Annotated in this window: 24 protein-coding genes; 15 read left to right on the forward strand and 9 right to left on the reverse strand. The window is 34.1% G+C overall.

Translation table 11 applies throughout. The features are described from left to right. Positions 1–20 precede the first annotated feature (20 nt). The gene (locus C4F50_RS03135) at positions 21–788 is read left to right on the forward strand and encodes a Kdo domain containing protein (RefSeq protein WP_193844964.1); all 768 of its coding nucleotides are present in this window, start codon (positions 21–23) and stop codon (positions 786–788) included. On the opposite strand, the gene C4F50_RS03140 is transcribed toward C4F50_RS03135, so the two are convergent. The 3 genes from C4F50_RS03140 to C4F50_RS03150 form a co-directional block, all read right to left on the reverse strand. Next, positions 785–1,555: a glycosyltransferase family 2 protein gene (locus C4F50_RS03140; RefSeq protein WP_193844965.1), complete on the reverse strand. Its 771-nt coding sequence runs from the start codon at positions 1,553–1,555 to the stop codon at positions 785–787. The genes C4F50_RS03135 and C4F50_RS03140 overlap by 4 nt on opposite strands. After that, complete coding sequence (locus C4F50_RS03145) at positions 1,542–2,627, reverse strand: glycosyltransferase family 9 protein (RefSeq protein WP_193844966.1); 1,086 nt, start codon at positions 2,625–2,627, stop codon at positions 1,542–1,544. Before C4F50_RS03145 ends, C4F50_RS03140 begins: the two co-directional genes overlap by 14 nt. Before the next feature lie 113 nt (positions 2,628–2,740). Next, positions 2,741–3,556 carry a 2,3,4,5-tetrahydropyridine-2,6-dicarboxylate N-succinyltransferase gene (locus tag C4F50_RS03150; RefSeq protein WP_193844967.1) on the reverse strand — a complete coding sequence of 272 codons (816 nt, stop codon included), beginning with the start codon at positions 3,554–3,556 and terminating at the stop codon, positions 2,741–2,743. Between the two features lie 264 nt (positions 3,557–3,820). On the opposite strand from C4F50_RS03150, the gene C4F50_RS03155 reads away from it, so the two are divergent. The 3 genes from C4F50_RS03155 (at position 3,821) to C4F50_RS03165 (ending at position 6,626) form a co-directional block, all read left to right on the forward strand. Continuing rightward, the gene (locus tag C4F50_RS03155) at positions 3,821–4,444 is read left to right on the forward strand and encodes a PAS domain-containing protein (RefSeq protein WP_193844968.1); all 624 of its coding nucleotides are present in this window, start codon (positions 3,821–3,823) and stop codon (positions 4,442–4,444) included. 148 nt (positions 4,445–4,592) lie between these two features. Then, entirely contained in the window at positions 4,593–5,006 is a 414-nt protein-coding gene (gene ruvX, locus C4F50_RS03160) for a Holliday junction resolvase RuvX (protein ID WP_193844969.1), read from the forward strand. A gap of 126 nt (positions 5,007–5,132) precedes the next feature. Continuing rightward, positions 5,133–6,626 (forward strand): malate:quinone oxidoreductase, encoded by a 1,494-nt coding sequence (locus C4F50_RS03165; protein WP_193844970.1) that lies wholly within the window; start codon positions 5,133–5,135, stop codon positions 6,624–6,626. Positions 6,627–6,662: 36 nt separating this feature from the next. Here the strand turns inward: C4F50_RS03165 and C4F50_RS03170 are convergent, their stop codons facing one another. Continuing rightward, the gene (locus tag C4F50_RS03170; RefSeq protein ID WP_193844971.1) at positions 6,663–8,885 is read right to left on the reverse strand and encodes an FUSC family protein; all 2,223 of its coding nucleotides are present in this window, start codon (positions 8,883–8,885) and stop codon (positions 6,663–6,665) included. Positions 8,886–9,086: 201 nt separating this feature from the next. Here C4F50_RS03170 and def point away from each other — a divergent pair, with 201 nt between their 5' ends. The 3 genes from def (at position 9,087) to mazG (ending at position 11,116) form a co-directional block, all read left to right on the forward strand. Further along, complete coding sequence (gene def / locus C4F50_RS03175; protein ID WP_193844972.1) at positions 9,087–9,677, forward strand: peptide deformylase; 591 nt, start codon at positions 9,087–9,089, stop codon at positions 9,675–9,677. Positions 9,678–9,740: 63 nt separating this feature from the next. Beyond that, positions 9,741–10,241, forward strand: a complete 501-nt coding sequence (locus C4F50_RS03180) for a DUF5606 family protein (RefSeq protein ID WP_193844973.1) — start codon at positions 9,741–9,743, stop codon at positions 10,239–10,241. Between the two features lie 104 nt (positions 10,242–10,345). Then, entirely contained in the window at positions 10,346–11,116 is a 771-nt protein-coding gene (gene mazG, locus C4F50_RS03185; protein ID WP_193844974.1) for a nucleoside triphosphate pyrophosphohydrolase, read from the forward strand. Here mazG and C4F50_RS03190 read toward each other — a convergent pair. Further along, a complete protein-coding gene (locus C4F50_RS03190; RefSeq protein WP_193844975.1) occupies positions 11,113–11,796 on the reverse strand; it encodes a Crp/Fnr family transcriptional regulator in 684 nt (227 codons plus the stop codon). The two genes, mazG and C4F50_RS03190, sit on opposite strands and share 4 nt — an antisense overlap. Before the next feature lie 201 nt (positions 11,797–11,997). Between C4F50_RS03190 and C4F50_RS03195 the strand changes: the two genes are divergently transcribed. The 8 genes from C4F50_RS03195 to C4F50_RS03230 all read left to right on the forward strand — a co-directional run bounded on the left by C4F50_RS03195 (position 11,998) and on the right by C4F50_RS03230 (position 20,619). After that, positions 11,998–14,385, forward strand: coding sequence for a heavy metal translocating P-type ATPase (locus tag C4F50_RS03195; RefSeq protein WP_193844976.1), 2,388 nt, complete (start codon positions 11,998–12,000; stop codon positions 14,383–14,385). A 114-nt stretch (positions 14,386–14,499) separates the two neighbouring features. Next, positions 14,500–14,691, forward strand: coding sequence for a cbb3-type cytochrome oxidase assembly protein CcoS (ccoS, locus tag C4F50_RS03200; RefSeq protein WP_193844977.1), 192 nt, complete (start codon positions 14,500–14,502; stop codon positions 14,689–14,691). 2 nt (positions 14,692–14,693) lie between these two features. Next, a complete protein-coding gene (gene ccoN / locus C4F50_RS03205; protein WP_193844978.1) occupies positions 14,694–16,880 on the forward strand; it encodes a cytochrome-c oxidase, cbb3-type subunit I in 2,187 nt (728 codons plus the stop codon). 7 nt (positions 16,881–16,887) lie between these two features. Then, on the forward strand, positions 16,888–17,082 hold the full coding sequence (locus C4F50_RS03210) for a CcoQ/FixQ family Cbb3-type cytochrome c oxidase assembly chaperone (RefSeq protein ID WP_193844979.1): 195 nt from the start codon (positions 16,888–16,890) through the stop codon (positions 17,080–17,082). A gap of 1 nt (position 17,083) precedes the next feature. Then, positions 17,084–18,022 carry a cbb3-type cytochrome c oxidase N-terminal domain-containing protein gene (locus C4F50_RS03215; protein WP_193844980.1) on the forward strand — a complete coding sequence of 313 codons (939 nt, stop codon included), beginning with the start codon at positions 17,084–17,086 and terminating at the stop codon, positions 18,020–18,022. Between the two features lie 9 nt (positions 18,023–18,031). Then, a complete protein-coding gene (gene ccoG / locus C4F50_RS03220) occupies positions 18,032–19,450 on the forward strand; it encodes a cytochrome c oxidase accessory protein CcoG (RefSeq protein ID WP_193844981.1) in 1,419 nt (472 codons plus the stop codon). Positions 19,451–19,462: 12 nt separating this feature from the next. Then, entirely contained in the window at positions 19,463–19,912 is a 450-nt protein-coding gene (locus C4F50_RS03225; RefSeq protein ID WP_193844982.1) for a FixH family protein, read from the forward strand. Positions 19,913–19,917: 5 nt separating this feature from the next. Further along, positions 19,918–20,619: a sulfite exporter TauE/SafE family protein gene (locus C4F50_RS03230; protein WP_193844983.1), complete on the forward strand. Its 702-nt coding sequence runs from the start codon at positions 19,918–19,920 to the stop codon at positions 20,617–20,619. A 36-nt stretch (positions 20,620–20,655) separates the two neighbouring features. Here the strand turns inward: C4F50_RS03230 and hemN are convergent, their stop codons facing one another. From hemN to C4F50_RS03250, 4 genes are all read right to left on the reverse strand, one after another. Next, complete coding sequence (hemN, locus tag C4F50_RS03235; RefSeq protein WP_193844984.1) at positions 20,656–22,020, reverse strand: oxygen-independent coproporphyrinogen III oxidase; 1,365 nt, start codon at positions 22,018–22,020, stop codon at positions 20,656–20,658. A gap of 117 nt (positions 22,021–22,137) precedes the next feature. Beyond that, complete coding sequence (locus C4F50_RS03240; protein WP_193844985.1) at positions 22,138–22,614, reverse strand: hypothetical protein; 477 nt, start codon at positions 22,612–22,614, stop codon at positions 22,138–22,140. A gap of 104 nt (positions 22,615–22,718) precedes the next feature. Beyond that, entirely contained in the window at positions 22,719–23,066 is a 348-nt protein-coding gene (locus tag C4F50_RS03245; RefSeq protein ID WP_193844986.1) for a hypothetical protein, read from the reverse strand. Between the two features lie 106 nt (positions 23,067–23,172). Then, positions 23,173–23,595: a DoxX family protein gene (locus tag C4F50_RS03250; RefSeq protein WP_193844987.1), complete on the reverse strand. Its 423-nt coding sequence runs from the start codon at positions 23,593–23,595 to the stop codon at positions 23,173–23,175. Between the last annotated feature and the right edge of the window lie 72 nt (positions 23,596–23,667).

Raw genomic sequence — 23,667 nt, forward strand, 5'->3', positions numbered from 1 at the left:
TTGAATATAATCTGCAACTAATGAATTTTAAAGTAAATCCTGTTTTTGAGAAGAGTACGAAATCTATTTTAGATACCATCACGACCTTTAATTCATCAGGGGAACTTTTTGGCAACGGAGACCGAAATAAGATAAAACTTTTTGATTTAAATGGGAAAACGATTAACATCAAATCATTTAAAATTCCGAACATAATTAATAAAGTCGCGTATCGTTATTTTAGAAAATCCAAAGCGAGACGATCGTTTGAATATGCGACTATTTTACTGGAAAAAAATATCGGAACTCCAGAACCTATTGCCTTTTTAGAAAATTTTAATGTTATCGGGTTAAAAGACAGTTATTATGTGAGCGAACATATGGCAGCCGACTTAACGTATCGTGAATTGGTTGAGATTCCAGATTATCAAGACCGCGAAAATATTCTGAGACAGTTTACCAAATTTACTTTTGGGCTTCATGAAAAAGGAGTCGAATTTTTAGATCATTCGCCCGGAAATACTTTGATCAAAAAAACAGAAAATAATACCTATGATTTCTTTTTGGTTGATTTAAACCGAATGAATTTTCATGAAAAAATGAGCTTTGAGCAGCGCATGAATAATTTCAGCCGATTAACACCTCAAAAAGAAATGGTGGCTGTTATGAGTAATGAATATGCTAAGTTTTACAAAGAAAAACCAGAAGCTGTAATTTTTGAAAAAATGTGGCTGGCAACAACTACTTTTCAAGAAGAATTTGCGAGAAAAAAAAGATTGAAAAAGAAATTGAAATTTTGGAAATCTTAATTTTCAGTTCTAATTTTTTTCAATTTCTGAAAACGAACCGCAACACTCAAAGCATTTAAATAACAAATAATAATTCCTTTTCTGCCGTCTAGAAAGCCTAAACGAAAAACATATTGGTTTAGAAACTGATAGGCTGGGCGAATATAGAAGTGAAAGAAATTAGGCTTCGTGTTTTTACTTAATTCTTCCTGTGCTTTTAATTCTCCATAGAAAATCATTTTCTGTTTATAATCTTCAAAATTGGAATACGAATAATGAATAAGTTTGTTTTTTAGTATTCCAGTATCGCCTTTAATAATAAGTTTTTCGTGCACAATTTTTTCTTCATTATAAACGGCTTCATTTTTTTTAAAAAGCCTGATAATCTTATCGGTCTGCCAGCCGCTAAAACGTAAACTTTTGTTTTTGAACATGAAATTTCGTTTCATAAAAAAGGCAGAAATATTATTCTTTTGATTGATAACAATTTCAATTTCCTTTTTAAGCTCGGGAGTTAATCTTTCGTCAGCATCAATAAAAAGGATCCACGGATGTGATGCCAGACTTAAAGCATAATTGCGCTGAAAAGCAAAATTATCAAAAATACGCTGTTTAATTGTGACGTTTTTAAACTGGGATGCAATTTCAAAAGTACGATCAGAGCTAAAAGAATCGACCACGATAATTTCATCAGCGAAAGCCAGATCAGCAAGAACCGTTTCGATGTTTTTTTCCTCGTTAAAGGTTATTATTAAAGCCGATAAAAGTTGCTTCTCAGGTAAAATCATTTGTTTTTATGCTGAGATTTTGATTAAGAAACGATTCGATTTTATCTTTAAAAAATTCTGGCTGAAATTTTTCATACAGCAATAAAGATTCTTTTTTGAGTGTTTTTTCCGTTTTATTTTCAAATAGTGCCGGACGATAATCTTTTAAATGAACAGAAAGATGATGAATTCCGTCTTCAAAAGTAGCCCAGATTTTCTTCTCAATCCAAGGAGAGAAAATAATAAAAGAAGGTTTGTTTAGTGCTTTGGCCATATTAATTGCGCCGCCATCATTACCGATAATAAGATCACATTGATTGACTAAGCCTATAAAAGACCTCAGATCGCCGCCCAAAAGATCAAAGTAAATTTTTTCTTGTGTTGATGGCTTGCAGTTGTTAAAAACCGTTCTGGCGTCGTCAATCTGTTTTGGAAAATAATTAAAAAGGATATTAACATCGGCTGCATCAGCGATGTAGTCAACAACCTTTGACATAAAATGTAAAGGGTAAGTCTTTAACTTTTCGCTGCCCAACAGGCTTATCATCACAGTTTTTCGATCCTTTCGAACATCAAACTTATTAAATAAAGCTTTTGCATCCTGATTTTCTTTCTCTGAAACAAATAAATGAGGAACAGGATCTATTGTTGTGTTGAGATTTAAAGGTTCTAATAAAGAAAGGCGTCTTTCTATTGCCAAACCAAGATTAGTTTTAGGAAAAGGCTCAAAAGGGACTGTGTCGGTGTAAAGAAAAGTTCTGCCGTTTTTTTTATACGAAATTTTTCTTTCGGCACCGCTAAACCAAGAAATGATCCAGCTTTCTAATTTGGAATAGGCATCAATTAACAGATCGTATTTTTCAGATCTAATCTGTAAAACAAGTTTTGCCAGTTCAATTTTACTTTTTCGATGTTTTTCTTCGAAAAGAATAATATTGTCGATACTCGAATTGCCTTCTAAAACAGGAGTGGTAGAAGCGTAAACCAAATAGTCTATTTGGGCATCAGGATATGCGGTTCGCAGATTGTTGCATATAATGCTGCTGACCAAAACGTCCCCAATCATTTTTTGCTGGATTACAAGTATCTTCATTTATAATGTTATATTTTACAAATAGTATGCAAATTGAAGCAAAAAAAATCCAAATTCCAATCAAGAACAATCGGAATTTGGATTTTTTAATTGAAATTTAGTATAACTAAACTTTATACAGCAACATCGTATTCGCGAAGCGCATTATTTAAAGAAGTTTTTAAATCTGTAGATGGTTTACGAGTTCCAATAATCAAAGCACAAGGCACTTGATATTCTCCTGCAGCAAACTTTTTAGTGTAACTTCCTGGAATTACAACAGAACGAGCCGGAACAAAACCTTTCATTTCAACAGGTTCGTCGCCAGTAACGTCAATGATTTTTGTAGATGCAGTAAGACATACGTTAGCACCAAGAACAGCCTCTTTACCAACATGCACACCTTCTACAACAATACAACGAGATCCGATAAAAGCACCGTCTTCGATAATTACTGGAGAAGCCTGAAGTGGTTCTAAAACACCTCCGATACCAACACCACCGCTTAAGTGAACATTTTTACCAATTTGAGCACAGCTTCCAACAGTTGCCCAAGTATCTACCATGGTGCCTTCGTCTACATATGCACCAATATTTACATAACTAGGCATTAAAATAACACCGCTTGAAATGTAAGCTCCGTAACGTGCAACAGCGTTTGGCACTACACGAATCCCTTTTTCAGCATAACCTCTTTTAAGAAGCATTTTGTCATGATATTCAAAAATACCAGATTCCCATGTTTCCATTTTTTGAATTGGGAAATACATTACAACAGCTTTTTTTACCCATTCGTTTACCTGCCATTTGTCTCCAACTGGTTCTGCAGTACGAAGTTTTCCTGCATCAACCAATTCGATTACTTCTCTAATAGCATCTGTAGTAGCTGATTCTTGTAATAAAGCTCTGTTTTCCCAAGCTTGTTCGATTATAGTCTGTAACGAATTCATATGTTTAATTTTTTGGCAAAGATAAGGTATTTGTAGAAATGCAGAAAAAGCAAAACGGATTGAAAATGTTATAAATTTAACTTTTTGTTACTTATTTGTAAAATCAGAAAAAGGTTTTAATTAAAAAATATATTTAGAAGTACCACTAGAAGTTTTTTTTATATCAAAATATGACAAAAGTCAGATTTTGTGCTTTTTGTTCTCTCTAATTTCGCAGTGTAAAAATTAGAAAACCTTACAAAATAACCCTAAGCAGTAAAAATCATGGATCAAGAAAATCAGCTTCAAAATAGAGTCATTATTGACAAAGAAGTAACCTGGGATAAAACCCAAGTTATTATGAGTAAAACCAATTCTTTTGGTATTATCGAATATGCCAACGAGGTTTTTGTAGACGTATGCGGCTACGAAGATTACGAATTAATGGGGCAGCCTCACAATATTATACGACATCCAGACATGCCGAAAGTTATTTTTAAAGTGCTTTGGGAGAATCTTAAAAACGGAAAAAACTTTCACGCGATTGTAAAAAATCTTGCAAAATCAGGAAGATACTATTGGGTAATTACTGATTTTGATATTGCAAGAGACGAAAATGATGTTATCGTAAATTATTTTGCAAGAAGACAATCCGTACCGCAAGAAGTAATTGCGATGCATATTGAGCCTCTTTATAAAAAATTGTTGCAAATAGAAGCAGCAAGCGGAGTGGAGTTTAGTGAGAAGTATTTAATAGGCTTTTTGGAAGAGAAAAAACGCAGCTATGTTGAATACATTAAAGAGTTGATTTTTGAACACGAAAAATCGCAGTCAAAATTCTCGAATTATGTAGAGACTGAGGATGAAGAAGAACACAGAGGTTTTTTCGGCCGATTATTTGGCCGATAGTAAATTGTATTTTTTTAGGTTAAATATTTGGATATGAATGGGTCCGTTTTGATTTTTCAAGACGGATCTTTTTTTTCCGGTTTTATAAAATACCGAGGATCTTTATAAGTTCTAAGAAATCAATAGTATCTTTGCTGAAAAAATAAAAATGCCAAGAATTCTCTCTATAGATTACGGACAAAAACGCACTGGAATTGCTGTAACCGACGAAATGCAGATTATAGCTTCTGGATTAACTACAATTCCAACCCATACGTTAACTGATTTTCTAAAGGACTACTTCGCAAAAGAAAAAGTCGAAGCCGTCTTAATTGGTGAGCCGAAGCAGATGAACGGCGATCCGTCAGAAAGTGCCTCCATAATTAATGGTTTTGTTAAGCATTTTTTAAATGTTTTTCCAGAGATGAAAGTCATTCGTGTAGACGAACGATTTACTTCCAAAATGGCCTTCCAGACAATGCTCGACAGTGGACTTAGTAAAAAACAGCGTCAAAATAAAGGTTTGATAGATGAAATTTCGGCAACGATTATGCTGCAAGATTATCTTTCTTCAAAAAAATAGTGCAGATCGTCGGAATTACTGCTTTTAATTTAATGGTTTTTAGAAATTCCTAACTTTTATCATCTAAAAATTAGTTTTTTTTTGCAATTAAAAAAGTACCTTTGCATTTTAAATTAAAATACTGTTATGCCTGACGAAACCATACGTTCAAATAGTGATGTAGTACTCATTGGCGCTGGAATAATGAGTGCCACTCTTGGAGTAATTTTAAAAGAATTACAACCAGATATAAAAATTGAAATTTACGAAAGATTAGATGTTGCTGCTGCAGAAAGCTCCGATGCTTGGAATAATGCAGGAACTGGCCACTCTGCTTTTTGCGAATTAAATTACACTCCCGAAAAGGCAGACGGCAGTATAGATCCTAAAAAAGCAATAAGTATTGCTGAATCTTTTGAGGTTTCTCGTCAGTTTTGGTCTTATTTAGTGCAGGAAAAGAAAGTGCCTTCTCCTGAAAACTTTATTAAAAGCGTGCCTCATATGAGTTTTGTGTGGGGAGATAAAAACGTTGAATATTTAAGAAAAAGATTTGAAGCACTTCAAAGCAATCCTATTTTTTCTGACATGACTTTCAGCACCGATTTTGAACAACTTCAAAAATGGATGCCATTGGTAATGGAAGGACGTAATAGCGATGAAAACTTAGCAGCTACACATATGGAAATTGGTACCGACGTAAATTTTGGTGCCTTGACAAGAAGTATGTTTAGTTATTTAGAAAAATTAGACGGTGTTTCTTTATATTTCAATCACGAGGTTAAAAAACTGAGACAACGCGAGGATAAATCTTGGAGAATTAAAATAACAAATTTAGCAACTGGAGCAAAACGTAAAGCTTATACTAAATTTGTATTTATTGGTGCCGGCGGCGGTTCTCTGCCTTTATTAGAAAAAGCAAATGTTCCAGAAGGACATGGCTACGGTGGATTCCCAGTAAGCGGACAATGGCTGAAATGTACAAATCCGGAAGTTATTGCAAAACATCAGGCAAAAGTTTACGGAAAAGCCAGTGTTGGAGCGCCTCCAATGTCTGTTCCTCATATTGATACTCGTGTAATAGATGGTGAAAAAGCATTGCTTTTTGGACCATTTGCAGGATTTTCTACTCGTTTCCTGAAGAACGGATCTTATTTAGATTTGCCTCTTTCAATTAAATCGAATAATTTAATTCCGATGCTTGCAGCAGGATATCATAATATTCCGTTGACAAAATATTTGATAGAACAAGTTCGTCAATCTCCAAAAGATAGAATGAAAGCTTTACGCGAATATCTGCCAACAGCCCGATCTAAAGACTGGAAATTGGAAAAAGCAGGACAGCGTGTTCAGGTAATCAAAAAAGATGAGAAAGAAGGCGGTGTTTTAGAATTTGGAACAGAAGTTATTAATACTCATGACGGAAGTTTGGCGGTTTTATTAGGAGCTTCACCAGGAGCATCTACGGCCGTAGGAATTATGGTTGATTTGATCAGCAGATGTTTTACAAATCAAGTAAAAACACCAGAATGGGAAGCTAAGTTAAAAAATATGATTCCGTCTTATGGACAGACTTTAAATGATAAGCCAGAGCTTTTGGCAGAACTAAGAAAACATACTGCCGAAGTTTTAAAAATTAAATAAAACTTCTTTTTAGAATAAAAAACAAATCCAGATGAATTAATCTGGATTTGTTGCTTTTAAATCGGTTGTGTTTTTAAGAATCTTCTCTGCCAGATTACTCATCCAGATCAATTGTTCGATCACCATTTGAGCCTCCTGCATTTTAGCCTGACGGGTTTCTTTGTCTAGTTCGTCATCTTCGGCCAGACGTGTAAAGTGTTTTCGTTTTAACTCTTCAAATTGCAGCGTCACATCTTCTTTATCAAAAAAGGTATCGGTTATAATGGCTTCATTTCTTAAAATAGAAATAGAATGATCTAGATTGGATAAAATGGTTTTAATGATATAATTAAAAGATTCTGATGCCGACGTGGTTTGGTGCGACTGAATATAAGTGGAAAGAGAGGCTAATGCTGATAATAACGAATGATTTAAAACCACCAGTTTGTTGACCAAAGGCATTGTTTTTTGCTTGGATTTTGGTTCCTGCATCATTCTCTGAAAAGAGGTCATAAGATTTCCAATTTCAACAAAAGCATTTTTTCTAGCCAATCGATAGGAGGTAGGCATTTCTCCTTTTTTGTTATAAAAATCAGCAATTTCCTTGAGGTAAGTACGGTTGGCTCGTATTGAATTTTCGATATGAATCGGTGTATTGATAAACTCCCAAGCAGGCCATAAAAATTGATTGGCAATAAAAGCCAAGGTAGCTCCTGTAAGCGTATCTAAAATCCTGAACTGAATAACTTCGTTTATGTTAGGAGTCAGAATTCCGTAAATAAATACGACATACATTGTGACAAATGTGGCGCTTATTTTGTAATTGATCTGTGTAAATGAAATCCCCATCAGCATGCATATAATAGAAAATATGCTTAATACTACGTGGTTTTGAATAACCAGTACAATACCAAAAGCTAATATTCCTCCAAAAATGGTTCCCAGCATACGGTTATAAGATCGTTCTTTAGTCAATCCATAACCTGGGCGCATGATCACCACTATGGTTAGTAAAATCCAATAAAAGTTTTGTAATTTAAGAATTTCACCTAAAAATAGTCCGACCAAAATAGTAATAGTCAATCGGAGCGAATGCCTGAATATAGAAGAAGAGTAACTCAGGTTTTCTGTTAAGGTACGCAAAGGATAATATTGCGGCGTCAGGAATTTTTCGAGTTCTTTATCCTTGTCTTTCAGTTTGTACGACTGCATCGCCAGAGAAAAGGCACGCTGGATAATTTTGATTTTCCCAACTTGGTTTTTGGCATATTTGAGCATATTGGTCAGCATCAAAACGCCTTCTGCAGCTTCGTCTTTACCTAAGGTTTTTTCATAATCAAAAATAGCAAATTCAAGAGCATCAAGTTCATTTTTTAAATCGTGTTTGTCTACATAAACGCTAATGTGATGTACGTTTTTAGAAAGTTTTTTTAAAGTAGAAGCTAGTTTATAAGCAACATTTTGATAGGTTCTTAAAACCTCCGGATGCTTTGCAAATTTCTCATGAAGCTTACTATGGTCAAAAGAAGTATAAAGTGCCAGTTCTTGAATTTCAACTAAGGTAATAAAAACAAGCAGCATTTTACGGTTTTGACTGGTAGTTCCAGAAGTGTTTTGATTACCAATAAGCATCTTGCGTAAATCCTCATGAATTAAATTTAATTCAACTTGAACCTCCAGCTGTTTTTCTATAATAGCCTTTCTATTGGCTTCTGGACTCCATAAATCGCCTCTTAGTTTTAAATATTTAGCAGTCAGCTTGATGCCTTCGGCGATTTGTAATTCAACGTATTTATAAGGTTGTACAAAGTGAAAAACTAGAGAAACTATAAGGTATAATATTCCTCCAATAAAAATAAAACCAGCATATTGAAAAGCTTCTAATCCTTCATGCAAATGTCCAAAAGAAAGAGAAATAGAAAGCAATGCAGAAAAAGAAATCAAGGTAGCTCTTTGTCCATAAACAGATATCATTGAGCATGCAAACAGCAGAAAACCAAGAAATGGGTAGAATAATATCGGAAACGGGTAGGTAAGATTAACCAAAAGATTGACTCCAGAAACAATAAACGAAGCAACAATAAGACCTTTTACTTTATGAATCAGCGAACTCGGAATATCACTGGGATAGGTATAAAAAGCTCCAAGAGCAATGGTGAAGCCTATTTCGAAATGACCTAAAAAATTTAGAATTAAAACAGGAACAACAGAAGCAATAGTTACTTTAGAGGCGTTTAAAAAAGAAGTACTGTTAGTAAATTTTGTAATACGATCAATCATAAAGACAGGTTTACTAGCAAAGGTAAGAATTGTACGAATGATTTTGGCATAATTATAGCTGACTTTTTTATCTGCTTGGAAAAAATATGATATAAAACAGGTTTAGAATTATTCATTGACTATTTTTTACTATTTTTGCCAGCTGAAATATCAGAAATTTAAATCTGTTTTTACAGCACATTAAAACATAAATAAAAACAAATGATTTTACCAATTGTAGGATACGGTGATCCTGTTTTAAGAAAAGTAGGAGAAGCAATAACGCCAGAATATCCAAACCTAAAAGAAACGATCGCAAATATGTACGAGACTATGTATAACGCGTACGGAGTTGGGCTTGCTGCACCGCAGGTAGGTCTGCCGGTTCGTTTGTTTGTTATTGATACAACCCCTTTTAGCGATGACGAGGATCTTCCATCAGAAGAACAAAAAGATTTAAAAGGATTCAAAAAGACTTTTATCAATGCTAAAATCGTTAAAGAAGAAGGTGAGGAGTGGAGTTTTAATGAAGGCTGTCTGAGTATTCCAGACGTTCGTGAGGACGTTTATAGAAAACCAACTGTTACAATAGAATATTGTGAAGAAGATTTTGTAATGAAAACAGAGGTTTTTGACGGCTTAATTGCAAGAGTTATTCAGCATGAATACGATCATATCGAAGGTGTTTTGTTTACAGATAAAATATCTTCTCTAAAAAAACGTTTAATTCAAAAGAAATTGAAAAATATCACGGAAGGAAAAACGTTTCAGGAATATAGAATGAAATTTTTTGGTGCGAAAAAAGGGAGATAAGATTTCTAAAGCAATTTAGAAACGATAAAATAAATCAAATTCTTAATACTAATTTTAATAAAAATGAATTTAGCGAAAATTTTAGCCATTTCAGGAAAACCAGGTTTATATGAACTAAAAGTACAAACTCGTACAGGTTTTGTGGCAGAATCATTAATTGATGGAAAGAAAATTACTGTAAATCTAAAAAGTAACGTAAGCCTATTGTCTGAAATTTCGATTTACACTTATGAAGGAGAAAAGCCATTGACTGAAGTAATGCAGCAGATTGCCGTTAAAGAAAATAAAGGTCAGGCTATTTCTCACAAAGAAGATAATGCTACATTGGCGGCTTACTTTAAAGAAATCCTTCCAACTTATGACGAAGAAAGAGTTTATCCTTCAGATATCAAAAAAGTATTAAATTGGTATAACACACTTCAAGCAAAAGGATTAGTAACAGATTTGGCTCCTGCTGTTGAAGAAGCTAAAGAAGAAGCTCCAGCTGTTGAAGAAAAACCTAAAAAAGCGCCGGCAGCTAAAAAAGCTCCAGCAAAAAAAGCAGCAGCAAAAAAAGAAGAATAGTATTTAATACATTCAAAATATAATAATCCTGTTAAGATGTTTTTCTTGACAGGATTTTTTACTTTTACTTAAATTTTTATTTACTACCCAATTACACTTCGCAAATGAGCAGAGAAAACCAACTTAAAGCTTTTGAAAGATTATTAATCATTATGGACGAACTTCGTGAAAAATGTCCGTGGGATAAAAAGCAGACGCTGCAGACTTTAAGACATTTGACAATTGAAGAAACCTACGAATTGGGCGACGCGATCTTGGATAATGATTTGAATGAAGTAAAAAAAGAGTTGGGAGATTTATTGCTGCACATCGTTTTTTACGCTAAAATTGGAAGTGAAACGAATGATTTTGATATTGCTGACGTGTGCAACGAAATCTGTGAAAAACTAATTTACCGCCATCCTCATATTTACGGTGATGTAAATGTAGAAAATGAAGAAGAAGTAAAACAGAATTGGGAAAAGCTAAAGCTAAAAGAAGGTAAAAAATCGGTATTAGAAGGCGTTCCTAATAGTCTTCCGGCTTTGGTTAAGGCAAGCAGAATTCAAGACAAAGTAAAAGGTGTCGGATTTGATTGGGAAGAACCGCATCAAGTTTGGGATAAAGTCCAAGAAGAACTGCAGGAACTGCAAGACGAAGTAAAATCTGGTAATCAGGATAAAATTGAAGACGAATTTGGAGATGTTTTGTTCTCCATGATTAATTATGCCCGTTTTTTAAATGTAAATCCAGAAGACGCTTTAGAAAGAACCAATAAAAAATTCATCAAACGTTTTCAATATTTAGAAAGCAAAGCAAACGAATTAGGAAAGCCATTAATGGACATGACTCTTACAGAAATGGATGTATTTTGGAACGAAGCAAAAAAACTTTAATTTTCTGCTAATTTTTTTAAAGCACGAACATCTTTTAGTTTGATTTTTTTACCTACCAATTCAATCAATCCCAGTTTGTTAAAATCAGATAATAAACGAATACAGCTTTCTGTTGCAGTACCGATAATTCCAGCCAATTCTTCGCGTGTTAACTGCACTTTTAGTGTTTGGTCTTTGTCTTCTCCAAACTCGTCATGCAGATGAAGAAGCGTTTCGGCAAGGCGCTGTTTAACTGTTTTTTGGACTAAAGCAATTTTTTCGTTCTCAGATTCTTTCAAATCTTCACAAACAGACTGCATAAGATTTAAAGAGAATTGATTATTACTGTTAAAGAAATTAATGATTTCAGATTTAGGAATAAAACACACTTCCATATCCGCAATAGCTTTGGCTGTTAAGTTGGCCGGCTCATTACTAATCATGGAACGCTGTCCAAGAAGTTCGCCAGATTTTACCAATTTTACAATTTGGTCTTTACCGTTTGCACTTAATTTTGAAAGCTTCCCTACACCGTCTTTTACACAAAAAACACCATTTGTAACTTCTCCTTCTTCAAAAATGGCTTCTCCTTTTTTGATTTTGTAGGTGGTTTTACTGCCGGCAAGTTTTATAACTTCTTCTTTACTAAGGGCTTTAAGTGAACTTAACTGACGTACTATACATTGATCACATTTATTCATGACAATAGTTGTTTGCTGCAAAATTAAGCATTATTCGCCGTTTTTACGCTTATTATTTCTTAAAATATCCGGAAAAAGAAGAATGTAAAAATTCGTTCCTTTTATTTTCTTAAATTAGAATTCGAATTAATTAAAACATGATAATTATCATCTTAAAAACTGCTTGTTAATCTGAAATTTGCAACCTAAAAACAAATTTTTATGACTGGCCTAAGTTGTTTTCATTGTGGTTTGACCATAGCGAAAAATGAGGAAATCGATTTTGATGAAAAAAAGTTTTGCTGCGCCGGCTGTAAAACGGTGTATGAGATTTTTAGCAGCAACGACTTAACCTCTTATTATGAGTTTGAAAAATCGCCAGGAGCCACTCCACAAGACATTGCCGGCAAATACGATTTCTTAGAAAATGATAGTATTCTTTCAAAACTATTAGAATTTCATGAAGGAAATACTGCTATTGTATCTTTAAATATCCCTCATATTCATTGCAGTTCTTGTATCTGGATTTTAGAGAATCTCAACCGCCTCCAAACAGGAATTAGTACTTCACAAGTTAATTTTCATGAAAAGAAAGTTAGAATTACCTATAATTCCGACATTGTTTCTTTAAAAGAAATAGTTTACTTATTAAGCTCTATTGGTTACGAACCTTACATTAGTTTAGAAAATTATGGTGAATCTAAAACTAAAATTGATCGAAGTTTAACTTATAAACTTGGAGTAGCATTTTTTTGTTTTGGAAATATTATGCTGTTGTCATTTCCAGAATATTTTGAAATGAAAGAGTTCTGGCTGGACAGCTACAAACCCTTTTTTAGATTTTTGATTTTTGTTTTGGCATTGCCAAGTTTCCTTTATTCTGCAAGTGGTTATTACGTATCGGCATATCATAGTATTAAAACTAAAATGCTGAATATTGACATCCCGATCGCGCTAGGAATTATTGTTATGTTTATCCGCAGTACTTATGATATGCTGATGGATCATGGTCCCGGCTTTTTTGATAGTCTGGCGAGTTTGGTTTTCTTTATGCTTCTAGGCAAAATGTTTCAGACTAAGACGTACAGCTTTTTAAGTTTTGAAAGAGATTTTAAATCCTATTTTCCTATTGCTGTAACTAAAATAAACAAAGATAATTCTGAAGAAAATGCGGCTATTTATGACATCTCTAAAGGAGACAGATTGTTAATCCGAAACCAGGAACTTATTCCAGTTGATGGGATTCTGATTAGTGAAAGCGCAGAAATAGATTATAGTTTTGTTACAGGTGAGGCGGTTCCTATAACTAAAAAATCGGGCGACAAAGTATTTGCCGGCGGTAAACAAATTGGCAGGGTAATAGAAATGGAGGTACTGCATTCTGTTTCTCAAAGCTATTTGACACAATTATGGAGCAATGAAATTTTCCAGAAAAAAGTAAAACAAAAACATAAAACGATCACAGATGCAATAAGCCGCTATTTTACTCCAATTTTATTATTGATAGCCTTTGCAGGATTTGGTTATTGGATACTTATTGATGCTAATACTGCATTTAATGTTTTTACTGCGGTATTAATTGTTGCCTGTCCTTGTGCATTAGCACTTACAGCACCTTTTACTTTTGGAAATATTTTAAGGATTCTTGGAAAAAAGAAATTCTACCTGAAAAATGCTGTTGTAATCGAACAATTAGCTAAAGTAAATACTATTGTTTTTGATAAAACAGGAACCATTACAACGAATAAAAAGTCGAATATTACCTACGAAGGAAAATCAATTTCTGACGGGGATATTTTAGTGATTAAAAATGTTCTGCGTGCATCAAATCATCCTTTAAGCAGAATGTTATATGATTTTCTGCCAGAAACGAAACGTATTAAAATTGAAGATTTTCAGGAAATTACAGGTAAAGGTATTTTGGCGATTGTTGATCAGAAAGAAGTTAAAATTGGTTCTGGCCAATTTGTGGATGATATAAAGTCTGATAATTTCGAAATAGAAAAAACAGCTTTGCATATCAAGATAGATGGAGTTTACATTGGGAAATATGTATTTCAGAATCAATATAGAGATGGTTTAGAAGAGCTTTTCCGAACTTTGAGCAAAGATTACAATATAAAAGTACTCTCTGGAGATAATGATGGAGAAAGAGTTAATTTAGAAACCATTCTTCCAAAAGGTACTGAGCTTATATTCAATCAAAAGCCAGAACAAAAACTAGAGTATATCAAAAAACTTCAGGAGCAGGGGCAAAATGTTATGATGGTTGGTGACGGACTGAATGATGCGGGGGCTTTAGCACAAAGTGACGTCGGGATTTCGATTTCTGAAAATGTCAATGTCTTTTCACCTGCCTGTGATGCAATTTTAGATGCTAATGAGTTTTCACGCCTCAATTACTTTTTGCGACTATCACACAAAGCTATTTTTATTATAAAAATGAGTTTTGGATTATCGTTACTTTATAACGTTGTGGGACTAGCTTTTGCGGTTACAGGTAATCTGCTTCCTTTAGTCGCGGCAATCATCATGCCGTTGAGTACAATTACCATTGTAAGTTTCGTTACTTTAATGTCTAACTATTTCAGCAACAGTAATTTAAAGTGAATTTAAATAATTGTAAAATTATTTTTTTTAATTTTAACATTCTTCTATACCATGATAAATATCATATTTTATCTGCCTTAATTCTAATAGTTTTGTTTAACAAAAATTTAAGGAATGAGTGTTATTTATCTATTAATTTCAGTAAGTATTTTCGTGGCAGTCTGCTTCTTTATTGCCTTTATTGTCGCTGTAAAATCGGGACAGTACGATGATGATTATACGCCTTCAGTCAGAATTCTTTTTGATGATGAGACCAAAATTAATCCCCAAAATAATAATTCACAAATCGAAGAAAAACAAGTATAATTATGGAAATGGAACAGTTTTATTACGACAACAAAATTGTAAAAAAATTCATTTACGCCACAATCCTCTTTGGAGTTGTGGGTATGTTAGTGGGGCTTACTCTTGCAGTAATGTACCTTTTTCCCAATATGACAGATGGGATCTCGTGGCTTAGTTACGGCCGTTTAAGACCGTTGCACACCAATGCAGTCATTTTTGCATTTGTGGGTAATGCCTTTTTTGCAGGTATGTACTATTCTTTGCAAAGATTACTAAAAGCCAGAATGTTTAGTGATTTTTTAAGTAATCTTCATTTCTGGGGCTGGCAGCTTATCATTGTAGCCGCAGCAATCACGCTTCCGTTAGGTTATACTTCTTCTAAAGAATATGCAGAACTGGAGTGGCCGATAGATATTGCAATAGCACTGATCTGGGTTGTAATGGGAATCAACATGATTGGCACCATGCTGCGTCGAAGAGAACGTCACCTATATGTTGCAATTTGGTTTTATCTGGCAACATTCGTTACAGTAGCGGTGCTGCATATCTTTAATAATATTGAAATACCGGTATCAGGTCTTAAAAGTTATTCTGTTTACGCAGGGGTTCAGGATGCATTGGTACAATGGTGGTACGGGCACAATGCGGTGGCATTCTTTCTGACAACTCCTTTCTTAGGATTAATGTATTATTTTGTTCCTAAAATCGCAAACAGACCTGTTTATTCTTATAGATTGTCTATTATACACTTCTGGTCTTTGATTTTTATTTACATTTGGGCTGGACCGCACCACTTATTGTATTCTGCACTGCCAAACTGGGCGCAGAATTTAGGAGTTGCATTTTCTGTAATGTTGATTGCTCCATCTTGGGGAGGTATGATCAATGGTCTTTTAACTTTAAGAGGCGCTTGGGATAAAGTTCGTGAAGAACCAGTTTTAAAATTCTTTGTGGTAGCCATTACAGGTTACGGAATGGCAACTTTTGAAGGTCCGATGCTTTCTCTTAAAAATGTAAATGCTATTGCGCACTATACAGACTGGATCGTAGCGCACGTACACGTTGGAGCTTTAGCTTGGAATGGTTTTATGTCGTTTGCTATTATTTATTGGTTGATTCCAAGAATGACAAAAACGAATTTGTTTTCAAAGAAATTGGCAAATTTCCATTTCTGGATTGGCACTTTAGGGATTATTTTATACGCATTGCCTATGTATGTTGCTGGATTTCAGCAAGCTTCAATGTGGAAACAGTTTAATCCAGATGGAACTTTGACCTACGGAAACTTCCTTGAAACAGTAACTGCAATTATGCCATTATATTGGATGAGAGCTATCGGAGGATCTCTATATTTAGTCGGAATGTTGACATTAGTGTACAACATTATCATGACTATCAAAATTGGTGAACCTGTAGAAGATGAATTAGCACAGGCACCAGCTTTACAAAGAATTAGCAGCAGCAGGGTAAGAGGCGAAAAATTCCATTCTTGGTTAGAGAGAAAACCTATTCAGTTAACCATTTTGGCTACAATTGCCATTTTGATCGGTGGAATTATTCAAATTGTACCGACTATTATGGTAAAATCTAATATTCCGACAATCAGCAGTGTAAAACCATATACACCTTTAGAACTTGAAGGACGCGATTTATACATTAGAGAAGGCTGTGTCGGATGTCACTCTCAATCAGTTCGTCCGTTTAGAAGTGAAGTAGAGCGTTACGGACCTCAGTCAAAAGCTGGAGAATTTGTTTACGATCATCCATTCTTGTGGGGGTCAAAACGTACAGGTCCAGATTTATTAAGAGTTGGCGGGAAATATAATGATAACTGGCACTTTAATCATTTCTGGAATCCACAGAGTATTTCTGCAGGTTCAATTATGCCGGGTTACAAATGGTTATTTGATAATAAACCAATGGATACGTCATTAATTGAAAAGAAAATGAAGGCTATGATTACTCTTGGAGTTCCTTATACAGAAGCAGATGTTGCTAATGCACAAAAAACACTAAGAGATCAAGCAATTGGAATTGAAAAAAGTCTTGAAAATGACCCTGACTTTGTTAAAAGTTATGAAGCCAGCAAGAAAAAAGCAGCTGCAAGCGGAGAAAAATTCATTCCGATGAATGAGCGTGAAATTGTTGCTTTGATCGCTTATATTCAAAGACTTGGTACTGATATTAAAGTAAAAGAAACTTCAAAATAGTTGCGTCATGTTCGAACAAATTAAACACAATATGGAAACAATATCGGGTATAGAAATTTACCCGATAATTTCCCTCCTTATATTTTTCTTATTTTTTGTAGGCTTAGGCTTTTGGGTGTTTTCATACAAGAAAGACAAGATTAGAGAAATGAGTGAAATACCTTTAGATGAAGGACTTAGTTTAACTTCAAAAGATTTATAAAATGAAAAAGTTTTTCCCAGTATATGTTAGAGTCCCAGTAATTTTCTTCATCGTTTTCGGGCTGATGGAGTTCTTTGTAGACTCTGGAGACAGACCGGCGTTTGTAAAATATCCAATGATTTCGGTTTTCTTGTTTGCATTCCTTTTCATTTTAATAGCAATAGAGATTACACTTAGTGCTGTAAACCGTGTCATGTATCAATTGATGACCCCAGAAGAAAAGGCAAAACAAGAATATGAAAGCAGTTTAAGTTTTAGCGAAAGCACTTGGTATAAAAACCTAATGCAGAAATTAACTCAAACTTCACCAATAGAAAAAGAAGGAGAGCTTTTAATGGATCATGATTACGACGGAATTAAAGAGCTTGATAATAATTTACCGCCTTGGTGGGTGTATTTATTCTATATCTGTATCATTTTCGGTGTTATTTATGTAGTTCGTTATGATGTTCTAGGAGCTGATGATCAAGAAATGGAGCTTAAAAAAGCAATGGCACAAGCTAAGATTGAAGTTGAAGAATATTTAAAAACGGCGCCGGATTTAATGGACGAGAAAACAGTCGTACTGCTTACTGATGGTGCTGATTTAGCAATAGGAAAAGAAATCTTTACCACCAATTGCGCAGCCTGCCACAGAGCTGATGCAGGTGGACAAATTGGCCCTAACTTAACAGACGACAAATGGATTCTGGGTGGTGGAATTAAAAACCTTTTTCATACGATTACCAATGGAGGGCGTGACGGAAAAGGGATGATTGCCTGGAAAGGTACTTTAAAACCAAAAGAAATTCAAAAAGTGGCCAGTTACATTTTGTCTCTTCAAGGAAGTAATCCTAAAGATCCAAAAGAGCCAGAAGGTGAAGTTTGGGTAGACGACAGTGCTCCTAAGACAGAAACTGCTGTAGTAAAAACAATAGATACCACTGAAGTTAAAAAATAATAAAATATCATGTCAAATTTACCAGACGAAGCATTTAGAGATACCATCGGAACGATTGATGAAGGCGGTAAAAGAAAATTTATATTTCCCAAAAAGCCGTCTGGTAAATTTTATGATTATAGAAAGATTGTCAGTTACGTTCTTTTAGCGATCTTAATTGCTAATCCTTTTATTAAGGTCAACGGGAACCAATTTATGATGTTCAATGTGATTGAACGTCGCTTTAGTATTTTTGGATTTCCTTTCTGGCCTCAAGATTTTTATCTTTTTGTGATCTCAATGTTGGTTGGAGTTGTATTTATTCTCCTTTTTACTGTGGTTTTTGGAAGAATTTTTTGTGGATGGATTTGTCCTCAGACAATTTTTCTGGAGCTCGTTTTCCGTCGTATAGAATATTGGATTGATGGTGATCGTGGAGCACAACAGCGCTTGGCAAGACAAAAATGGGATGCTGAAAAAATTAGAAAAAGAGTAACCAAATGGGCTGTCTTTTTTATAATCTCCTTTTTTATCGCCAATATTTTTTTAGCTTACCTGGTTGGCAGTGATGAGTTATTTTTAATGGTAGAACAAGGGCCAATTCAGCAAGCTAGTAATTTTATAGCGCTTTTAATTTTTACTGGTGTTTTCTATTTTGTATTTGTATGGTTTAGAGAACAGGTTTGTATTATTGCTTGCCCATATGGACGTTTGCAAGGGGTTCTTCTAGACAATAAATCGATTAATGTTGCTTATGATTTTGTACGTGGCGAAAAAGAAGCAGGCCGTGCTAAATTCAATAAAAAAGAAGACAGAGTTCTAGCAGGAAAAGGCGATTGTATAGACTGTTTTCAATGTGTGCATGTCTGCCCAATGGGAATTGATATCCGAAATGGTACTCAGTTAGAATGCACCAATTGTACAGCCTGTATAGATGAGTGTGACCATATTATGGAAAGTGTTGGACTGCCAAAAGGCTTGATTCGATACGCTTCTGAAGATGAAATTACTAAAAAGGAACCTTTCAAATTTACAGCAAGAATGAAAGGTTATACAGCAGTTTTGTTTATATTATTGAGTGTTTTTGTCGGAATGCTGTTTTTGAGAACCAATGTAGAAGCTGTTATTTTGCGTCTGCCAGGACAGTTGTTTCAGCACAAAGGAGATAAGATCAGTAATGTTTATACTTATAAAATAGTCAATAAGACAATGAAAGATTATCAGGATATTCATTTTGAATTGATTGATCAAAAAGGAAATATTAGAAATGTGGGTAAACCTCATTTTAAAGTGGCAAAAGAAAGTATTTCTCAAGGAACTTTATTTATTGAAATAGAGGAAGCACTTTTGGAAAGTGATAAAACCAAAGTAAAGATTGGCGTTTATAACGGAAAAGAACTCTTAGATGATACCGCAACAAACTTCTTAGGGCCACGCAGCTTTAATTAAAAAAATACTATTATGAAAATCAATTGGGGAACAGGAATCGTAATTGCATTTGCGATCTTTATGAGTTTTATTTTATATTTTGTTTTTGAGGTTCAGTCAAATTCTAAATATGATAATGATTTGGTTGTGGAGGAATATTACAAACACGATACGCATTTTCAGGAAGAAATGGCACGCATTCAAAATGCGCATGATTTGCAGCAGAAACCATCAATTAAGTATATAGATAACGGGGTTAAAATTGTTTTTCCTTCTAAGTTTGATGAGAATAAAGTAACGGGAAATGTTTTATTATACCGTCCATCCGATAAAAAATTCGATTTTAATACACAAATTGCACTTCAGAATTCTTCTTTGTTTATTCCGAATAACAAATTAATTAAAGGCCGTTGGGATGTTAAGATGGAATGGCAGTATCAAGGTGTTAAATACCTTTCTAAAGAGGTTATCTACATAAACTAATTAAAATGCTTTATTCTGCTTTAATATTAGGTTTGATCAGTAGTCTGCACTGTGTTGGAATGTGCGGACCAATTGCTATGATGCTTCCTGTAGACAGATATAATCAAGCAAAAAGAGTGACGCAGATTATTACGTATCATTTAGGCCGATTAACAGCGTACACTTCTATCGGCTTAATTTTTGGACTATTAGGAAGAGGTTTTTTTCTGGCGGGCCTACAGCAGAAAATGTCTATAATTATTGGGGTTATAATGATTATTGCAGCGCTTATTCCAGAAAAGAAATTTGCAAACTATAATTTTTCAAAACCAATTTATAAAATCATCTCTAATGTCAAATCAAGTCTTGGAGCTCAATTTAAAAACAAAAGCTACAAATCTCTTTTTACAATTGGTCTCTTAAACGGTTTTTTGCCTTGCGGAATGGTCTATGTTGCTTTATTTGGTGCAATTGCGATGCAGAGCGCAAGTTACGGGATATTGTATATGTTACTCTTTGGACTTGGAACAATGCCGTTAATGACCGTTGTAGTGTATATTAATTCATTATTAAAATTGCCATTTAGAAACAAGATCCAAAAGGCAATTCCATATGTTGCAGCAGTTATCGGGGTTTTATTTATTCTAAGAGGCTTAGGATTGGGAATTCCTTATATTTCTCCTTCCAATGTAAGTTTGTTTGTGCAGCAGTCCCCGAATTGTCATTAAAAAAAATATAATACTTACTAATACTAACCATCTTTTTTAGACAGTCATCGAGAACAAATTTGTTTCCGGTGACTTTCTTTTTAGATGTAAATCAAAAGCCATGCAGATATTGCGAACAAAAGGTCTTCCTGCTTCTGTAATGGTTATTTTTCCTTCTTCTATAACAATTAAGCCGTCATTTTTGATTTCCTGTAAATCTTCTAAAACATTCGGAAGTTCTTTGAAATAAAGTGAATTTTCGTTCCAAGAAGTTTGTAGTTCGCAAGTTAAATTAAGAATATGTTTTCTGATAATTAAATCTTCGTTATTTAGAATATGTCCCTTTACAACCGGAAGTTTATCTTCTTCTAATAATTGATAATATTCTTCAAGATTTTTAGTGTTTTGGGCAAAACTATACCAGCTGTCACTAATGGAAGACACACCCAGCCCAATCATAACCTGGGTTTTTGAAGCGCTGTATCCCATAAAATTTCGGTGCAGATCACCGTTGTGTGCTGCTTTGTATAAACTGTCAGAGATTAATGCAAAATGATCCATACCGATTTCGCTGTAACCATTTTGAGAAAGAAGCTGTTTTCCTGTCTCGTACAATTTTCTTTTCTCAGCATCTTTTGGTAGATTTTCGTCATTAAAGCCACGCTGTCCGTTTCCTTTAATCCAAGGCACATGGGCATAACTATAAAAGGCTAATCTGTCTGGTTTTAGAGAATTTGTTTTTTCGACAGTATCAATAACGTCTTCTATAGTTTGAAATGGCAGACCAAATATAATATCATGACCAATAGAAGTATAACCAATTTCTTTTGCCCAGAAAGTGACTTTGGCAACATTATGAAAAGGCTGAATTCGATTAATTGCTTTTTGAACTTTTGGGGCATAATCCTGAACCCCAAAACTTACCCGGCGAAAACCTAAATCGTATAGTTTTTTGAGTTGTTCATAAGTTGTATTGTTTGGATGTCCTTCAAAGCTAAATTCATGATCTTGTGCTTTTACAGCACAACTGAAAATTCCGTTTATCAAAGATTCCAGATTGTTTGTAGAAAAAAATGTCGGTGTTCCGCCTCCTAGATGTATTTCTTTAATCACAGGTTTCTCAGGAAGAAGATTGCAATATAAACTCCACTCTTTTAAAACTGCCTGAATGTAAGTCTCTTCAACAGAATGATTTTTGGTAATGCGTTTGTTGCAGCCGCAGAAAGTACACATGCTTTCGCAGAAGGGAAGATGAATGTATAAAGTGATTCCGTTTTTTGAATTGCTTTCTGAGAATGATTTTTGTAATGAAGAGATCCATTTTTCAGAGGTGAAATCTGCTTCCTTCCAATAAGGAACTGTCGGATAACTTGTATATCTTGGACCTGGGACATTATATTTTTGAGTCAAAGAAATTTTCATAATGACGGATTTTGTTTATATCAAAATTAAAACTTCAAACTTTAACAGAAAATGACAAATATCATGTAAGAATAAAAAAAGAGACTCAATTTTGAGCCTCTTTAGTGAATTAAATAACTAACTTGAAATAGAATCTTGGATGATTGTAAGCCATTTTTTTGCAAACATATGATCCTGATAAACGCTTATTTGTTTGATGCGGTCATCATCGAAATCATAGAATGGAATTAATATTTTTTTGGATGTTTCTTTTTCAATAAATTCAAAATCAATTTTAAGAATCGTGTCAGAATGTGAATCGGTTGTAGGGATTAGTCTGCACGAAACAATAGTATTTAAATCTACATAGGTAGATTCCTGTTGACTCGGGTTAAAATTCATCAGAACAAATTTTTTGTTTTTCTGATCGATTGTCAAAGTCTTATTATTGATCGATTCTGTTAAATTAAAATCTTCGGGACGCGAAGGGTTGAATCGTTTCTTAATATTTAGAATTCTTGATTTACTTGCAGCGGTAGATCGTGCAGAGAAATATATAGGGATTGCTACAATAAGTGCAATAACAATACCCATAATTGTTGTTGTAGTTTCCATATTTTTTAATGAAATAAATAGTTGAAATAGAAAACAGTCTTCTGGAAGAACACCGTTTTATTGCATTGAAAAGTGATTTTCAATTAGAAAAATCAAAAATTTATTTACCAGAAAAAATGGAAAGCATAGAGTATGACTAGGACTTTTTTACTTTGAGTTGTAAAAACCTTAGCGTACTCCGTAGTCGTTGTAATAGTTTGATGTTGTGGGATGAGCGGTAATAAAATATCAAAGCATTTTATTATCCCCAAAGGATTTGTTTTGATATTTGCCGCAAATTGGTAGCTTCCCTGCGGTTGAATAAAAGCAGAGGAATCGGCGGTGTCTTTAGAGAAATTGGAATCTGTGTTTTCTATGTCAATTTTGCACACAGAAACTTTATCTGCTTGATAAGCAAACAAACCTGCAGACAAAAATGCAATTAAAACAACAATTCTATGAATCCATTTCATGTCGGCGAAATTAACTCATAAAACACAATAAAAGAAATTTTAAAGAATTAATTAACATTCTAAATATCCTCAATCTATTTTTGCAGAGATTGAGGATATTTAGATTTTATTGCTGCATTTTAAAGTAATAATCTGCAGAGTGTTTACCGCTTCCATAAAACAAGAAGAAGATACAGATTAATAACACAACGATTGCTAATAGTAGACTTTCTGAATGCATTTTGCCCATAAAATTAATGAGTACAGCACCAAATAATATAGGTAATTGTGCGGCTATGGCCCAGCGGGTCAGCAAGCCGAAAATAATCATGATACCGCCAATCATATGAGCAGGAGCAATGTAATGCAGCATAAACATACCGCCGCCGAACTGATCAACAGGCGAAATTAAATCATGCAGGTACTGAACATTCGTGACAAACGAAACTCCTTTCATAAATAAAAATCCACCCAAAACAATACGTACTAAATCCACTGGTAAATAAGTGTGCGAATTTGCCCATTTATTCAAACTTTTTACATTTTCCATGATGCTGTGTGATTAAAATTATATACTAAGTTACTAACTTTTAATGATATATTTATTTTAAACAGCCTGAAA

This window comes from Flavobacterium hungaricum, assembly GCF_015182285.1.
Classification (GTDB): Bacteria; Bacteroidota; Bacteroidia; order Flavobacteriales; family Flavobacteriaceae; genus Flavobacterium; species Flavobacterium hungaricum.

Excerpts from the sequence above, each read along its gene's own strand:
- C4F50_RS03155 (WP_193844968.1), top strand. The coding sequence starts at position 3,821 with ATGGATCAAGAAAATCAGCTTCAAAATAGAGTCATTATTGACAAAGAA.
- def (WP_193844972.1), top strand. The coding sequence starts at position 9,087 with ATGATTTTACCAATTGTAGGATACGGTGATCCTGTTTTAAGAAAAGTA.
- C4F50_RS03135 (WP_193844964.1), top strand. The coding sequence starts at position 21 with ATGAATTTTAAAGTAAATCCTGTTTTTGAGAAGAGTACGAAATCTATT.
- C4F50_RS03210 (WP_193844979.1), top strand. The coding sequence starts at position 16,888 with ATGTTCGAACAAATTAAACACAATATGGAAACAATATCGGGTATAGAA.
- C4F50_RS03165 (WP_193844970.1), top strand. The coding sequence starts at position 5,133 with ATGCCTGACGAAACCATACGTTCAAATAGTGATGTAGTACTCATTGGC.
- C4F50_RS03150 (WP_193844967.1), bottom strand. The coding sequence starts at position 3,556 with ATGAATTCGTTACAGACTATAATCGAACAAGCTTGGGAAAACAGAGCT.
- C4F50_RS03250 (WP_193844987.1), bottom strand. The coding sequence starts at position 23,595 with ATGGAAAATGTAAAAAGTTTGAATAAATGGGCAAATTCGCACACTTAT.
- C4F50_RS03215 (WP_193844980.1), top strand. The coding sequence starts at position 17,084 with ATGAAAAAGTTTTTCCCAGTATATGTTAGAGTCCCAGTAATTTTCTTC.
- ruvX (WP_193844969.1), top strand. The coding sequence starts at position 4,593 with ATGCCAAGAATTCTCTCTATAGATTACGGACAAAAACGCACTGGAATT.
- C4F50_RS03190 (WP_193844975.1), bottom strand. The coding sequence starts at position 11,796 with ATGAATAAATGTGATCAATGTATAGTACGTCAGTTAAGTTCACTTAAA.
- C4F50_RS03145 (WP_193844966.1), bottom strand. The coding sequence starts at position 2,627 with ATGAAGATACTTGTAATCCAGCAAAAAATGATTGGGGACGTTTTGGTC.
- C4F50_RS03180 (WP_193844973.1), top strand. The coding sequence starts at position 9,741 with ATGAATTTAGCGAAAATTTTAGCCATTTCAGGAAAACCAGGTTTATAT.
- ccoG (WP_193844981.1), top strand. The coding sequence starts at position 18,032 with ATGTCAAATTTACCAGACGAAGCATTTAGAGATACCATCGGAACGATT.
- C4F50_RS03225 (WP_193844982.1), top strand. The coding sequence starts at position 19,463 with ATGAAAATCAATTGGGGAACAGGAATCGTAATTGCATTTGCGATCTTT.
- C4F50_RS03240 (WP_193844985.1), bottom strand. The coding sequence starts at position 22,614 with ATGGAAACTACAACAACAATTATGGGTATTGTTATTGCACTTATTGTA.
- C4F50_RS03245 (WP_193844986.1), bottom strand. The coding sequence starts at position 23,066 with ATGAAATGGATTCATAGAATTGTTGTTTTAATTGCATTTTTGTCTGCA.
- C4F50_RS03170 (WP_193844971.1), bottom strand. The coding sequence starts at position 8,885 with ATGATTGATCGTATTACAAAATTTACTAACAGTACTTCTTTTTTAAAC.
- ccoN (WP_193844978.1), top strand. The coding sequence starts at position 14,694 with ATGGAAATGGAACAGTTTTATTACGACAACAAAATTGTAAAAAAATTC.
- C4F50_RS03195 (WP_193844976.1), top strand. The coding sequence starts at position 11,998 with ATGACTGGCCTAAGTTGTTTTCATTGTGGTTTGACCATAGCGAAAAAT.
- hemN (WP_193844984.1), bottom strand. The coding sequence starts at position 22,020 with ATGAAAATTTCTTTGACTCAAAAATATAATGTCCCAGGTCCAAGATAT.
- mazG (WP_193844974.1), top strand. The coding sequence starts at position 10,346 with ATGAGCAGAGAAAACCAACTTAAAGCTTTTGAAAGATTATTAATCATT.
- C4F50_RS03230 (WP_193844983.1), top strand. The coding sequence starts at position 19,918 with ATGCTTTATTCTGCTTTAATATTAGGTTTGATCAGTAGTCTGCACTGT.
- ccoS (WP_193844977.1), top strand. The coding sequence starts at position 14,500 with ATGAGTGTTATTTATCTATTAATTTCAGTAAGTATTTTCGTGGCAGTC.
- C4F50_RS03140 (WP_193844965.1), bottom strand. The coding sequence starts at position 1,555 with ATGATTTTACCTGAGAAGCAACTTTTATCGGCTTTAATAATAACCTTT.